Raw genomic sequence first — 15,544 nt, forward strand, 5'->3', positions numbered from 1 at the left:
ACCTCGGCTCACCCCCCGAGCCGCCTCCCGAGGAGCCGCGCGGCGAGCTTCCGCAGCCAGTCCGCCCGCCGCGCGTCGGGCGCGACGAGCCGCCCCGTGCGCGCGGCCTCCAGGATCGCCGCCGTCTCCGGCGTCGGGTCGGCGCACGCCTGCAGCACCCGGAAGACCGTCGCGTCCTCGTGCGCGACGCCCGCCTCCTCGACCCAGGCGTCCACCGACGCCGCGAACGCAGGATCCCCGGGGAACGGCTGCTCCTCCGCGTTGCTCGGGCCGAGCCCGTTGATGCCGCTGATCACGAGGTCCTTGCGATCCTTGTAGGTCAGCCCCGCGAGCTCCTCGGGCAGCAGCGGGCGGCCGATCCAGATGTCCTGCACGCCCATGCCGAGCGGGAACTCGAGCCGCCGCTCGAGCGGCTCCGGCGGCAGCGCGCCGGAGAAGCGCACCGGCACCACCGGGACGCCCACCGCGAGCGCCATGTCGATGAACGAGCCGCTCATCTTGCGCACCGGCGTGCGGCAATCGAGCGACCGCGTGCCCTCGACGTGCACCATCACGCCCTTGCCGGCCCCCTGCATCTCGGCCCCGAGCTCCGCGATGATGCTCCCGAGCGACGCCTTGTCCTCGCGATCGAAGTACGTGATCACCTTCGGATCGCGCGCGCCAGGGTACGCGAAGCAGTGCGCGAGCATCGTGCCGAGCCACGTCGTCCGGTGCTCGGCCTTGGCCAGCGTCACCGTCGAGACCTCCGTCAGGCCGGACACGGCGATGCCGAACAGCAGCGACTCCACGCCGACCTGGTGGTTGCCGAGGTAGAGCAGGCTCCGGCCCTTCACGGCGCGAAACGCCGCGGGATCGACGACGTGCACCCGGCGGATGAACCGCTCGATGAGGCCGAAGTACAGGTCCTCCGCCGGCCACCGGCCGATGCCCATGGCCGCGCCCCAGTAGCGGCGGACAGGCGCGATGTCGATCACGGGCGGGCCCGCGTCGCGGACCACGACCTCGGAGCCCTCGCGCGCCACGGCGAACGGCCAGCGCGTGAGCGGCTGCGCCGAGGAGAGGCCGTCGAGGGACACGGTCGACGGGTGCACGCCCGCGCGCCGCGCGACGTGATCCTTCACCGCCGCCGCCTCGACGAGGTCGCCCGACGCGGCGTAGAGCTGCGCCACGGTGCCGGGCATCCAGTCCATCGTGCGCACGTCGGCGGGGCTGCAGCGCGCCTCGCCCGACGCCGCGTCGACGCGCGAGACGCCGAGGTCGACCGGCGCGCGATCGCGCAGGAACGCCCGGCGGATCCCGGGAGGCGCGCCGCCGATCGGCCCCTGCGGGAGCAGCACCTCGACCAGCCGGAGCTCCAGCCAGACGCGCTCTCCCGCCTCGGCCCCGGCCTGCGCGATGGCCTGCACCCGGAACGAGACGAAGCGATCGTCACGGCCCTCGTAACGCACCTCCACGCGCACCGGCGACCCGGGCGCCGGCCCGTACAGGCGGAGCGACGGGATGCGCGACGGGAACGCGATCTGGGCGGGCGGGCACTCCGGATCCCACAGCGACAGCCGGTCGTGCGGGATGGTGTGGGTCAGCGCGTCGAGCATGCCCTGGTGCAGCGTGCCGGGGGGCACCGAGCCCCTCCGGGGGTCCAGCACCGCCGATGACCCGCGCGCGCCGAGGCGGAGCGCCGTCAGGTACTGGAACGCAGGGCCGTGGAACAGCGTCCCCGCCGCGTACGGATCGTCCGCCTCCGGCGCGTCGAGCGCCGGCTCCGGCGCCGGGGCGGGCGGGTAGTCACGGGCCACCCGCACGCGGCCGGTGCACACGGGCTCGAACCGCGAGAGCGCCGGGTTCGATGCCTCGCGCCACGCGAGCAGCCGGACGTCGAGGACGTCGCCGGATCCGGTCGCCTCGGCCTTCACGCGCACAGGCCCCGGCACGGGCAGCCAGCGCAGCACCACCACGTCCTCCACGGCCACGACCACGCTCCCCGGGCGCGCCCGCAACGCGGCGCTGGCCAGCCGATCGACCATGCTCATCCCGGGGAGCGCCGGGACCGTCCACGTGGGGCGGTGGTCCGCGACCCACCCGTCCGGGTCCAGCACCTCCTCGACGTCGTCGAGCGCCGGCGCCGGCGCGGCCTTCGCCGCGGGCTGCTCCTGCGGGCGCAGGCGCGGGCTCCCGCCCACGGCGCCCGGGAGCGAGGCGAGGCGGCGCGCGCTCGCGCGCGGGTCGAAGCCGACGTCGCGCCGCGCCCGCGGCGAGGCGCCGTCCACGATCCGCACGCCGAGCGTCGCGCCGTAGATGCGCAGGCCGTCCACCCAGAGGTAGGACTCGGCGATGACGTAGGGCCCGCGGTCGTCGCGGCCGACCTCGAGGATGTCGGTGTCGACCGTCACCCGCCGGCTGGCCGGCAGCACCTGGCCCCGGTACCGCCAGGAGTGCTCGTGCCCCGTCATCACGGGCTCGAACCGCGGGTCGCGGAGGCCCGCGTGGAGGTCCTGGTGCAGCATCCAGAACTGGATCGTCTGCAGCATCGCCTCGATGCCGAGCGAGCCCGGCTGCACGGGATCGCCCAGGAAATGGGCCTTGAAGAACCACTCCGACGCGTGCACGTCCCGCCGCGCGCGGAGCCGGCCGAGCCCCTTCCGGCCGCCGGCCTGCCACAGGCCGTCGATCCGGTCGATCATCAGCAGCGACGGCCGCGCGAGCCCGAGCTTGCCGCCGCAGTACCGCGCGGGGCGCTCGCGGAGATCGACCTCGAAATCGGACGGCTCATCGAGCGCGGCGACCTCCTCGGGCCTCGGCGGGATCCCGATCTGCGTCGCGAGCGCGGCCTTCGGGAAGAAGCCGAACACGGTGTCGAGGTCGTACACCCGCGCGCCGCCGAGGCTGCACTCGACCCGGAACGAGAGGATGATCATGCCGCCCGACCGGGACATGTTCGTGAGCCGCGATCGGGTGCGCAGCGCGCTCACTGCCGGCGCCGGCGCCGGCAGGACCTCGGCGTGCAGCGTGCCCTTGCCGTCGAGGTTGCGGAAGTACAGCGCGCCGTCGGTCGAGAGCGCGCAGCCGGCGTAGCTCGCGAGCCAGCCGCACGTCTGGAGCGCGGCCTCGAGCACCACCGCGAACGGCATCGTGAGGCTCGCGTTCTCGTCGAAGTACCACGCGTCCTCCGGGACGTCGTACTCGACCTCGACCTCGGCGCCGGCCTTCATCGACGCCATGGGGCGCGAGACCGACAGGACCCGGCTCATGAAGTGATACGGCGGCCCCGGCAGCCGGGCGACGTGCTGGCCCCCGTCGAACCTGCGGTAGAGCGGGCCGAACGCGTCCGACGGCCGGCCCCAGGCGCACGAGAGCAGGCTCCGGTAATCGAACGGGAAGCCGCCGGCGTCCGCGTGTCCCGCCGAGGCGGCGCCGTCCGGCGGCGGCGCGCCCGTCTCGGACCAGGGGACGCGCGCGACCGGCACCGGCTCGACGTGGCCGTCGAGCAGCTCGGGGGCGCTCGCCAGCGGCCAGTCGGGGCTGAGGCGCAGGCCCACGCGGCGGGCGTGGAACGCCTTGAGGCCGTCGACCGTGCACAGGAAGTCGGCGAACACCGTCGGGCACGGGCCGTCGTGGACCTCCTCGACGAACACCTCGTACGTGAGCACCCGGCTCGCCGGGACCACCTGGCCCCTGCAGCGGAGCAGGTACGGGATCTCCGGCACGGGCTCGAAGCGGAAGCCGTCCGCGTCCACCGTGAAGCCCATGGCCGCCATGTAGAACGCGAGCGCCTGCAGGCAGCCCTCGAACATGAGCGTCCCCGGCATGCAGGGGTCGTCCTTGAAGTGGCCCTCGAAGTACCAGCCGTCCTTCGTGATCGGCAGCGTGGCCCGGAGATAGCCGCGCTTCCACGGGCCGCCCGCCGGGTCGAACACGTCGACGCGCTCGAAGAACAGCATGGGCGGGGCGCTGATCCGCGGCGTCCTGACGTGCGTGCTCAGACGATCGAAGCCGGGGCCGAACGCCGCCGCGCCGTCGCCGGCCGCGAACGCGAGGAGGTCGGCCCGGTCGAACGCGGACTTCCCGCACGCGATCCGGGGCGGATCGAGGCGGGCGGTCGTCGCGTGCTCGGCGGTGTCCGCGTCCCAGAGGACGCCGCCGGAGCTCGCGAGCTCCTCGTCGGTGAAGAAGCCGGCCTGGCCCTTGCGCGTCTTGAGGCGCAGCTCGCCGCCGATCCGGCAGTCGTAGTGGAAGAAGAACAGGCGCACGTCGCCGTGCTTCGCGTGCCCGTCGACGTGGATGTCGTAGACGAGCGTGTCGCCCGGGCGCGGCAGGCCGCCGTAGAAGGTGAGCTCGCAGCCGAGCAGGCGGTAGACGCGCTCGCCCTTGTTCTCGAAGTCGGCGCCGAGCCAGCTGATGAGCAGCAGGTCGGCCTGGCCGCTCTCGATCATGACGCCGGCCGGCATCGCGCCGTCGTGCAGGTACCAGGAGTCCCACCGCACGTCGGTCTCGGTCCACATCGTGCCGAGCTTCATCGAGCCGGGCTCGGCGTCGATCCCGGTGACCCGATCGGCGAGCAGGAGCGGCGGCATGGGCATGCGCACCTGGCGTCGATAAGCGTCCTGCCGGGCGAAGAGCGGGCCGAACACGTCGGAGATCCGGCCCGAGGCGAGGTGCTCGAGCTGCTCGCGGCTGAACCGGGGGCCGCGTGGCGCAACGGAAGGCGCCGCGGCGAGCACCGGCTGGGCGGAGGGGCGCGGCGCGGCGGCGGGGCGCGGCGGCTCGACGACGCGCGGCTCGAACGAGCGCGGCGCCTCGGCGCGTGCGGGCTGCGGTGGCTCGACGCGGACGGGACGCGGCGCCTCGATCAGCTGCGGCGCAGCGGCAGGGCGCAGCGCCTCGATGCGCGCGAGAGGCGGCGCATCGATCGGCCGCGGCGCAGCGGCGGGGCGCGGCGCCTCGACCAGGCGCGGGGCCTCGGTACGGACCGGCGCGGCGTGAGGCACGTGCGCCAAGGGGGCCTCGACCACCACCGCGGCCGCGCCCGACGACGCCTGCACGAGCGAGTCCAGCGCGCGCTGCCGCATCCGAAGGAACCGACGGTGGACCTGGGCCTGCTGCTCCGCCCACTCCTTGTGGATCTGCGCGAGCTGCACGGTGAACGCCGCGGCGCCGGCGATCACGTCGCCCGGAATGTCCACGGCAGCGGCCGCGACGACGGCCGGTCCGACCGGCGGCGGCTCCTCCGCGAGGCTCGCGGCGACGGCCGTGACGACCGCCGACCCGACCGGCGGCGGCTCGTCCCAGGACGGCGCCCGATCCGCGTCGGCGGCAGAGAACCCCGTGGGCCCGGGGTACAGCGGCGGCAGGTCGTCGAGGGCGGACGGCAGAGGCGGCGCAGGTTCCATGGAGTCTCCGGGGGATGAACAGGAGGCCGCGCCGGGCACGACGATCGCCGGCGGGTGGGCGGGGAGCGTGAGCGTCGGCCCCTCCGCCGATCGCGGCGGCGGGAGCGGCGCGGCGGGGCCGCCGGCCCCGATGCGGACCGACAGCGAGCCGCCGCCGAGGCCGGCGCAGCGGACCTCGGCGACCCGGATCTCGTCGGGCCACGGCGCCCCGTCGGGCTTGCGGCCGTGACGGCAGGCGAGCACCGCGGCGGCCACGTGCAGCAGGCCCGAGGCGGCGTGCGCGTGGCCGAACCGCGGCGCGAGATCCGTGGACGACAGCACGAGACCAGGGTCGGCCGGCTCGTCCACGACCACCGCCAGGACCGGGTGCCGCTCCCGGACGGCGTCGTCGAGGCGCTCGAGCACGAGCACCACGGCGGCGTCGCCGGGGGGCAGGCGGACGCCGAGCGCCTCGAGCGCGGCCGCGTGGGCGGGCTCGCACGAGAGATCCACCGCGCCGACGATCGCCGCGTCCACCGCGCCGGCGCGCAGGGCGCGGGACGCCACGCGCAGCGCCCAGGGACCGGACAGCTCCTCGGCCGCGATCGTGAACGACGGGCCACCGACGTCGAGGTGGCTGTTCAGCCGGTTCGCCGGGATGTTGGGCATGTTCCCGACGACGCCCGCCGCCTGCAGCGCAGGGATGATCGCGTCCTTTAGCGCGCCGACGTCGACCGACGGACCGAGCCGCGCCGGCGCCGTCTCGGCGAGCCGCCAGCGCGTCATGTACCGGCACACCTCGGTGTCGGCGCCCATGCCGATCAGCACGGCGGTGCGATCGCGCGGCAGCGCGAGCCCCTCGGTGGCCTCGATCACCGCCTCGAGCAGCAGCGTCTGCTGGGCGAGCGCCTGCTGCAGATCGCGCGGCGGGAACCGGAGCCGATCCGCGGGCAGCGCGACCGCCGCCCGGCGGGGCGAAGCGCCGCGGCCCGAGAGGAGCGGCTCCGCGAAGGCCCGGACGCCGCCGAGCTCACCGACGCACAGGCCCATGGCCACCACGGCCAGGGGCCCTGCCGGCGCGGGGCGCCCGGCATCGACAGGGCGCGAGGCCGCAGCGGCGGCCTGCGGCGCGGCGTGGGCCGCGCGGCCCCTCGGCGAGGACGGCTCGTACGCCTCCACGAGGAGGTGGGCGTTGTTCCCGCCGAACCCGAACGCCGACAGGCCCGCGAGCCGCCGCCCCTCCCACGGCTCGGCGCGCTGCAGCACCCGGAAGGGGCTCGAGGCCACCGCCTCGCTCAGCGGATCGGCGTGCAGCGTCGGCGGGCGGACGCCTGCCGCCATGGCGCCGAGCAGCTTGAGGAGCCCGGCCGCGCCGGCCGTCGTGACGAGGTGACCGAGGTTCGACTTGAGCGAGCCGAGCGGGACCTCGCGGGAGCCGAACACCTCCTTGAGGGTCGCGATCTCGGTCGCGTCGCCGAGGGGCGTGCCCGTCGCGTGGCACTCGAGCAGCGACACCTCGCGGGGATCGAGGCCCGCCGTGGCGTACGCGGCCCGCATCGCGCGCAGCTGACCCTCGACGGAGGGCGCCAGGAGGCCGCGGCCGCGGCCGTCGTTCGACAGGCCGATCCCCCGGATCACGCCGAGGATCGGCCTGCCCGCGGCCTCCGCGTCCGACAGGCGCTCCAGGACCACGAACGCCGCGCCCTCCGCCGGGACCAGGCCGTCGGCCTCCGACGAGAACGGGCGGCTCTGCCCGGTGCGGCTCATGGCCGACAGCGCGCAGAACCCGATGTGCATGAAGAGGTCGTCCGAGCGGCACACCGCGCCTGCGAGCATCCGGTCGGCCTCGCGGTCCTGCAGCCGCTCGCAGGCGAGCGCGATCGCGTACAGCGACGACGCGCACGCGGCGTCGAGCGCGAACGCCCCGGCCCCGAGGCCGAGCACGTCGGCCAGCAGGTGGGCGGGCAGCCCCGACATGAACCGGTTGCGCGGATCGGGCCGCGGGACGCCGGCGAGATCGCCGAGCCACGTCGACTCGACCCACGCCGACATCGCCGACGACGGGAACGAGAGGTTCCCGAGCACCGCGCCCGCGCGGTCGGACCGGCCCTCGTGCCCCGCCTCGCGCAGCGCCTCGCGGCCCGCGTGCAGCACCCACTGGAAGAGCGGGTCGAGCGCGAGCAGGGACTCGGGCGGCCCGCCCCGCCGCGGGAACGGGTCCCTGGCGAGCACGCGGCGGAAGTGCTCGTCGAACCCGGTGACGTAGCCGCCGCGGTCGCTCCACGCGCGGTCCTTCGCGTCGCGCACGTCGCGCGCGCCGCGCGCGGGAAGCCCCCCCTGCGCGAGGGCGCGCTCGCGCGAGAGGCGCCAGCGGCCGTCGGGCGCGGCGGACACGAGGTCCCTGCCGGCGAGCACGTTGTCCAAGAGGGCCGCGGGGTGGAGCGCGCCCGGGAGGACGCACCCGCGGCCGACGATCGCGATGGGCTCGAACACGCTGGCCTCGATCACGCCTGGCCGCGCGCCGTGTCGGGGCGCAGGACGTACTGCACGTCGCGCAGCTCCGCGACGAGCGAGCCGCGGTCGTCGACGAACGAGATGTCGGCCTTCGTGCGATCGCGGGCCACGATCTGCCCGCGCACCACCGCGCGCAGCGGGCCGTCGGACGGCCCCTCGGCGAAGGTGTGCAGCGCGCCCACGGACATCGGGAGCGCCGCGCCGCCGAGCACGTGCTGCGTCCACAGCGTCGCGAGCTGCAGCCCGCCGTCGAGCGCCGCCGGATCGGTCTTCCACGGCTGGGCCACCCAGCCGGCCTCGCGGAGGCCCACGACCGTCCCCGCGATCCCGTCGCGGCTCACGCCGTCGAGCCGCCGGATCACCTGGAAGTCGCGGCCGTGGAAGAGCGTGCGGCCGTCGTACAGCTCGCCGCCGGCGGTCCACGGGCCGAGCTCCGGCGCGGCCGGGCCCTTCGGGGCCACGCGCCCTTCGGGCTGCTGCATCTGGATGGTCGCCGCGTAGTGCAGCGCCCCCTGCGGCCCGCGCAGCTCCGCCGCGAGCACCGCGCCGTGGCCGTTGCTCACCTCGCGGCAGTCGACGCGGAACACCTCGCCGCCGGACTCGTACGCCGCGAGCTTGATCCCGCGCAGGACCCGCACGTCGCGGAGCTCGGTCACGACGAGATCCGGCCGGCACGCGCGCGCGGCGCGCGCGAACCACTCGAGCGCGATCACCACCGGCACCACGGGCACGCCGTTGATGGCGTGATCGCCGAGGTAGGGGTGCGTCGCGCGGTCCGCGCGGACGGCCAGCGCGACCCGGCCGCCGTTGCCCTGGGCCGCGAGCGCCTTCGGCTCCGCGCCGAGCACGAGCTCGACCGCGCCGGGCGGGGCGCTGCCTTGCCCGCGCGCGCCGCGATCGCCGCGATCACCCGAGGCGTCGCACAGCTCGTCGAGGAGCATCTTCGCGCCCGCGGCGAGCGGGATGAGCGGCACGCCGAGCTGCGCGAAGTGGGCCTCGAGCGCCGCGTTCACCATGCCGCCTTGCCAGGGGCCCCAGCCGAGCGACTTCACCCGGCAGCCCGGGCGGCGGGCTGCCTCGGCGGCCGCGACCTTGTTCAGGACCTCGTTCGCCATCGCGTAGTCGCACTGCCCCTTGTTGCCGCCGCGCGCGGCGACCGAGCTGAAGAGGACGATCGCCTTGAGCGGGTCGCCCGCGGTCGCGCCGAGCAGGGCCCGGAGGCCGTCGACCTTCGTGCTGAACACGCGCTCGAACTGCTCGGCCGTCTTCTCGGCGACGAGCTTGTCGGCGAGCACGCCCGCGCCGTGGACGATCGCCGTGACGGGGCCGAGGGCGCCGCGCACGCCGTCGAGCGCCGCGGACACCGCCCGCGCGTCGTTCACGTCGACAGGGACGTAGAGGGCCTCGCCGCCGGCGGCGCGGATCGCGTCGAGCGTCGCGCGGACCTCGCGGTTCGCGAGGATCTTCGCGACGCCCCGGCCGATCTCCGCCGGGGTCACCCGATGGCCCGCCGAGGTCGCCGCCTTGACGAGCGCCGCCTTGAGCGCGGCCTCGCCGTCGATGCCGCGGCAGGCGGCCGGCTCGTCCTCGAGCGCGGTGCGGCCGAGCAGCGCGAACCGCGCGTGGCTGGCCCTGGCGAGCGCGATCAGCGTCGCCGCGGTGACGCCGCGGGCGCCGCCGCTCGCCACGACAACGTCGGACGGCCCGAGGGGGAGCGGCCCGGGCTGCGCGTCCTGCCGGACGCTGCGCGGGGTGGTGCGCCGGCCGTCCGCGCGCAGGCCGATCTCGAGCTCGACGCCGCCGGACAGGAGCTCCGAGGCGATGGCCTCCGCGAGCTCGCCGTCGGAGCGGCCGGCGCGCTCGAGGTCGATCGCGCGGCAGGACGCCTCGGGCCACTCTAGCGCCGCCGTCTTCACGAGGCCTGGCAGCCCGCCGACCCAGGCTCGGTCCGAGCCCGCGAGGCCGAAGTCGCCGCCGGTGTCCTGGACCGTGACGAAGAGGGCCGGCTTCGCCGCGATCGCCTGGGCCGCGAGGAACGCCGCGCGATGGACGGCGAGCGCCTCGTCGGCCGTGGCCAGCTCGCGCAGGCCGCCGAGGAACACGGCGCCGCGCGCGCCGCGGGGCACGGCGGGGGCGTACTCGGCGGCGATCCCGCGCGCCGCGAGGACCGCGACGAGCGCGTGGCCGATCGCGTCGTGACCGGTGACCACGAGGGTGCCTGCGTCGAAGAGGCCGGGCATCGCGAGGCCGGCGGCGGGCGCCGGCTCCTCGACGAGCGTCCACCGGCCGAGGGGCGCGGAGGCCGGCTCCTCGGCGGGCTCCGCCGGGGCAGCGCCGGCGGCGGCAGCGGCGGGACCGAGGCTCGCGCGGAGGTGGTCGACGACCTGCCCCAGCGTGCGCAGCTGCGCCAGCGCCGACGCGTCGACCTCCGCCAGCCCCGGCGTCCGGTCGCGGACCGCCGACAGGATCTCCACCCGCTTGATGCTGTCGATGCCGAGATCGCTCTCCAGCTCCATCTGCAGCCCCAGCATCTCCGCCGGGTAGCCCGTCGTCTCCGCGACGACCGCCATCACCACCCGCTCCACCTCGGCCGCGCCGGGCGCCGCGCCGGACGCGACGGCAGGCGCGGCGATGGCAGGCACGGTGGCGGCGGTGGGCGTGACGACTTCCGAGCTCGCGCTGGCGGCCGGCAGCGAGGCGCGGAGGTGGTCGACGACCTGCCCCAGCGTGCGCAGCTGCGCCAGCGCCGAGGCATCGACTTCCGCCAGCCCCGGCGTCCGGTCGCGGACCGCCGACAGGATCTCCACCCGCTTGATGCTGTCGATGCCGAGATCGCTCTCCAGCTCCATCTGCAGCCCCAGCATCTCCGCCGGGTAGCCCGTCGTCTCCGCGACGACCGCCATCACCACCCGCTCCACATCGGCCGCCGCGGGCGCCGCGCCGGACACGACGGCAGGCGCCTTCGCGGCGGGTGCGGCGACAGCCGGACTGGCGCTGGCAGCCGGCCCGGCGGCCGGGAGCGAGGCGCGGAGGTGGTCGACGACCTGCCCCAGCGTGCGCAGCTGCGCCAGCGCCGAGGCATCGACTTCCGCCAGCCCCGGCGTCCGGTCGCGGACCGCCGACAGGATCTCCACCCGCTTGATGCTGTCGATGCCGAGATCGCTCTCCAGCTCCATCTGCAGCCCCAGCATCTCCGCCGGGTAGCCCGTCGTCTCCGCGACGACGGCCATCACCACCCGCTCCACATCGGCCGCCGCGGGCGCCGCGGCGGACACGACGGCAGGCGCCTTCGCGGCAGCCGCGGCGACAGCCGGGCTGGCGCTGGCGGCCGGGAGCGAGGCGCGGAGGTGGTCGACGACCTGCCCCAGCGTGCGCAGCTGCGCCAGCGCCGACGCGTCGACCTCCGACAGCCCAGGCGTCCGGTCGCGGACCGCCGACAGGATCTCCACCCGCTTGATGCTGTCGATGCCGAGGTCGCTCTCCAGCTCCATCTGCAGCCCCAGCATCTCCGCCGGGTAGCCCGTCGTCTCCGCGACGACCGCCATCACCACCCGCTCCACATCGGCCGCGCCGGGCGCCGCGATGGACGTGACGGCAGGCGCCGCGACGGCAGGCGCCTTCGCGGCGGGCGCGGCGGCAGCCGGACTGGCGCTGGCGGCCGGCCCGGCGGCCGGCAGCGAGGCGCGGAGGTGGTCGACGACCTGTCCCAGCGTGCGCAGCTGCGCCAGCGCCGAGGCATCGACTTCCGACAGCCCAGGCGTCCGGTCACGGACCGAGGACAGGATCTCCACCCGCTTGATGCTGTCGATGCCGAGATCGCTCTCCAGCTCCATCTGCAGCCCGAGCATGGAGACGGGGTATCCCGTCTTGTCCGCGACAACGTCGAGGACCAGCCGCTCGATATCGACACGCGGCGCAGCGGCGGCCACCGCCTGCGTCGCCACGGCGGCCACGGGCGCGGTGACGGCCGCAGACACTGCCACCGCCGGCGCCGCGGCTGCGGCCTTCACAGCCGCAGCAGGCGCCGCGGTGGCCGCCTTTGCTGTCACGACGGGCGCTGCAACGGCCGCCTTCGCTGTCACGGCAGGCGCCGCCTGCGCCGGCAGCGCGACAGCCGTAGGGAGCTCCCCGCCTGCGCCGTTCAGGCCGTCCAGGGCCATGTTGCTCCTGCCCTCGCTGGAGCGCGCGGTCGGCGCCGCTGCAGGCCGTACGGACGCCTCCGAGACAGGCCCCACATGCACCGGAGCGAGGAGAACCGGCGCAGGCCGTACCTCGGACACCGTCGTCGGAGCGACCGGGTACGGAGCGCCGGTCGCCAGCGCGGCGAGCCCTGCGAAGGACGCCTCGGCGGCCTGGAGGAAGGCGATATGGCTCTCGGCCATCGTGCGCTGGTACACGCCGTGGGCTTCCGCCGTGGCGCGCTGCGCTTCCTGGTACGCGGCCAGCCACGACGCGCTAGCCGCCGGCCGCGACGCGCTCACCACAGGCGTCGACGCGCTCACTGTCGGCCGCGGCGTACTCGCCACAGGCGCCGACGCGCTCACTACCGGCTGCGACGCGCTCACCACCGCCCGCGGCGCGCTCACTGTCGGCGCCGACGCGCTCACTACCGGCTGCGACGCGCTCACTACCGGCTGCGACGCGCTCACTACCGGCGCCGACGCGCTCACTACCGGCCGCGGCGCGCTCACTGTCGGCGCCGACGCGCTCACTCCCGGCTGCGACGCGCTCACCACCGCCCGCGGCGCGCTCACCACCGCCCGCGCCGCCTCCGGCGCCGGCCTCTGCGCCGCCCGCGGCGGGCTCGCCGCCGGCAGCGCCTTCGCGCCCCCCTGCGGCGGGTACGGCTTCCCGTAGTTGCTGCCGTTGATCTGCAGCGCCAGCTTCGGCTTCGGCAGCGCCCGCGGATCGCTCGGCACCGCGAAGCCTTCCCACAGGACCCGCGCGTCCAGCGGCACCCCGGCCACGGCGAGCCGCGCCACCGCCTCGAACAGGCTCGTCACGCCGTGCTTGCCCTTGCGGTCGAGCGCCACCGCCCGGTGCGGCCGGCCGCTCAGGATGTCGCCGACCAGGTTCGTCAGCACCGAGCCCGGCCCGACCTCGACGAACGTGCGCACGCCGTCCGCGTACATCCGCTCGATCTCCTCCACGAACCGCACCGGCTCCGCGAGCTGCCGCGCCAGCCGGTCGCGCGCCGCGTCACCGCCGCCCCCGTACGGCTCGATCTCCGCGTTGCTGTACACGGGCGCCGCCGGCGCCTCGACCGCGATGCCCGCCAGGAACTCGCGGAGCGGCGCGCTCGCCTCCGCCACGAGCGGCGAGTGGAACGCCGCGGCCACGTCGAGGCGCCGCGCCTGGATCCCGGCGCCCTTCAGCCGCTCCTCCGCCGCCTCGATCGCCGCGACCGAGCCCGACAGCACCACCTGCTTCGGGCCGTTGTGGTTCGCGATCACCACGCCGCCGAGGCCGAGCGCCCGCACCTCGTCGATCCCCCGCGGGACCGCGATCATCGCGCCCCGCTCCGACGACGCCGCGCCCATCAGCTCGCCGCGCCGCCGCGCCACGCGCAAGAGGTCCGCCGCGGACAGCGCGCCGGCCGCGTGCAGCGCCGTGATCTCGCCGAAGCTGTGGCCCGCGAACGCCTCCGCCCGCACCCCGAGCGCCGCGAGCAGCGCGAGGTGCGCGAGGCTCGTCGCGCCGATCGCCGGCTGCGCCCACCGCGTCTCGCGGAGCCGCGCCTCCTGCGCCGCCCGGTCCTCGTCCGAGAACACCGGCCGCGGGAACACCACCTCGTGCAGCGGCGCGTCCGCGATCGCCACGCCCGCCGCCGCGTCCCAGGCCGCGCGCGCCGGGTCGAACGTCATGAGCGCGTCCGCGCCCATCCCGGCGTACTGGCTCCCCTGCCCCGGGAACAGGAACGCCACCCGCCCCGGCGCCTCCCCGCTCGCGCAGTGCACGAGCGGCGCCGAGAGCGCCTGCTCCGGCCTCGCCTCCAGGTGCGCCGCGACCTGCTCGAGCTTCTTCCTGAGATCCGCCTCGTCCGTCGCGCACAGCCCGAGCCGCGCCGGCCTCGACGCGTCGAACGAGAGCACCGACTCCCGCGCCAGGAAGCGCAGGATCTCGGGCACCTCCGCCGCCTTCGCCAGCGCCCGCGCGCGATCCGCGAGCGCCGCCGGCGTGTCCGCCGACAGGAGGAACAGCTCCGCCGGCAAGGCCCGCACCCGCCACGCCTTCGGCGCCGGGCCCGTGTACTCCTCCAGCGCCACGTGGAAGTTCGAGCCGCCGAAGCCGAACGAGCTCACCGACGCCCGCCGCGGGTGGTCCCCCGGCCGGATCCACGGCCGTGCCTGGGTGTTCAGATAGAAAGCAGTCTTTTCTATGTCGAGCTTGGGGTTCGGCCTGTCGACCTTGATGGTCGGCGGGAGCACCTTGTGGTGCAGCGCCATGATCGCCTTGAACAGGCCGGCCGCGCCGGCCGCCGCCTTGGTGTGGCCGATCTGCGACTTCACGCTGCCGAGCGCGCACCACTGGCGGTCTTCGCGCCCCGACTCGTCGAACATCGCGCGCAGACCCTCGAACTCGGCCGCGTCGCCGGCCTTCGTCCCGGTGCCGTGCGCCTCCATCAGCTCGACGGTCTCGGGGCCGTACCCGGCGGCGGCGTACGTCCGGCGGAGCGCCTTCGCCTGCCCTTCCGGCACCGGCGCGTACACGCTCTTGCTCCGCCCGTCCGAGGACGAGCCGATCCCGCGGATCACCGCGTAGACCCGGTCCCCGTCGCGCTCGGCGTCCTCGAGCCGCTTGAGCGCCACCATCCCGATGCCCTCGCCGAGCAGCGTGCCGTCGGCCTTGTCGGAGAACGGCCTGCAGTCGCCCGACTTCGACAGCGCGGGCGTCTTGCTGAAGCACATGTACATGAACGCGTCGTTCATCGTGTCGCAGCCGCCCGCGATCACGAGATCCGACTGGCCGAGCGCCAGCTCGTTGATCGCCATCGACATCGCCGACAGCGACGACGCGCACGCCGCGTCGGTCACGCAGTTCGTCCCGCCGAGGTCGAGCCGGTTCGCGATGCGCCCGGCCACCACGTTCCCGAGCAGGCCCGGAAAGCTCGACTCCTGCCATGGCACGTAGTTGCCAGCGATCTTGTCGCAGGCGCGCTTCACCTCGTCCTCCGGATACCCGAGATCCCGGAGCGCCTTCGCCCACACCGGCCGCTGGATCCGGCTCACCATCGAGGCGAGCAGCTCCTGCGCGGAGGTGACGCCGAGGATCACGCTCATCCGCTCGCGGCTCATCGCCTCGAACTGCCCCTGCGCCGCGTCCTCCAGGACCCGCTTCGCCACGATCAGCGCGAGCAGCTGCGTCGTGTCCGTCGCCGGCACGATCGAGGGCGGGACGCCCCACTCGAGCGGATCGAACGGCACGTCCTTGAGGAAGGCGCCGCGCTTCGCATACGTCTTGTCCGGGGCGGACGGGTCGGGATCGTAGTAGTCCTCGACCAGCCAGTGGGTGCTCGGGACATCCGTGATGAGGTCTGTCCCGGACAGGATATCGCGCCAGAAGCCGTGCGCGTCGAGCGAGCCGGGGAAGATGGCGCTCACGCCGACGACGGCGATGTGCGGGATACGCGAAGACGAAGGATGCATGAGGACCTCGGCAGGTGG

The 15,544-nt window shown here is 75.4% G+C and carries 2 protein-coding genes; both read right to left on the reverse strand.

Annotated features, from left to right (window positions below):
* Positions 1-8: 8 nt before the first annotated feature.
* Positions 9-7,859, reverse strand: a complete 7,851-nt coding sequence (locus ACSRUE_RS44280) for a beta-ketoacyl synthase N-terminal-like domain-containing protein (protein ID WP_441288833.1) — start codon at positions 7,857-7,859, stop codon at positions 9-11.
* An 11-nt stretch (positions 7,860-7,870) separates the two neighbouring features.
* Positions 7,871-15,526 carry an SDR family NAD(P)-dependent oxidoreductase gene (locus ACSRUE_RS44285; protein ID WP_441288834.1) on the reverse strand — a complete coding sequence of 2,552 codons (7,656 nt, stop codon included), beginning with the start codon at positions 15,524-15,526 and terminating at the stop codon, positions 7,871-7,873.
* Positions 15,527-15,544 lie beyond the last annotated feature (18 nt).

The sequence above is a fragment of the Sorangium sp. KYC3313 genome (assembly GCF_052075895.1).
Classification (GTDB): Bacteria; Myxococcota_A; Polyangia; order Polyangiales; family Polyangiaceae; genus Sorangium; species Sorangium cellulosum_B.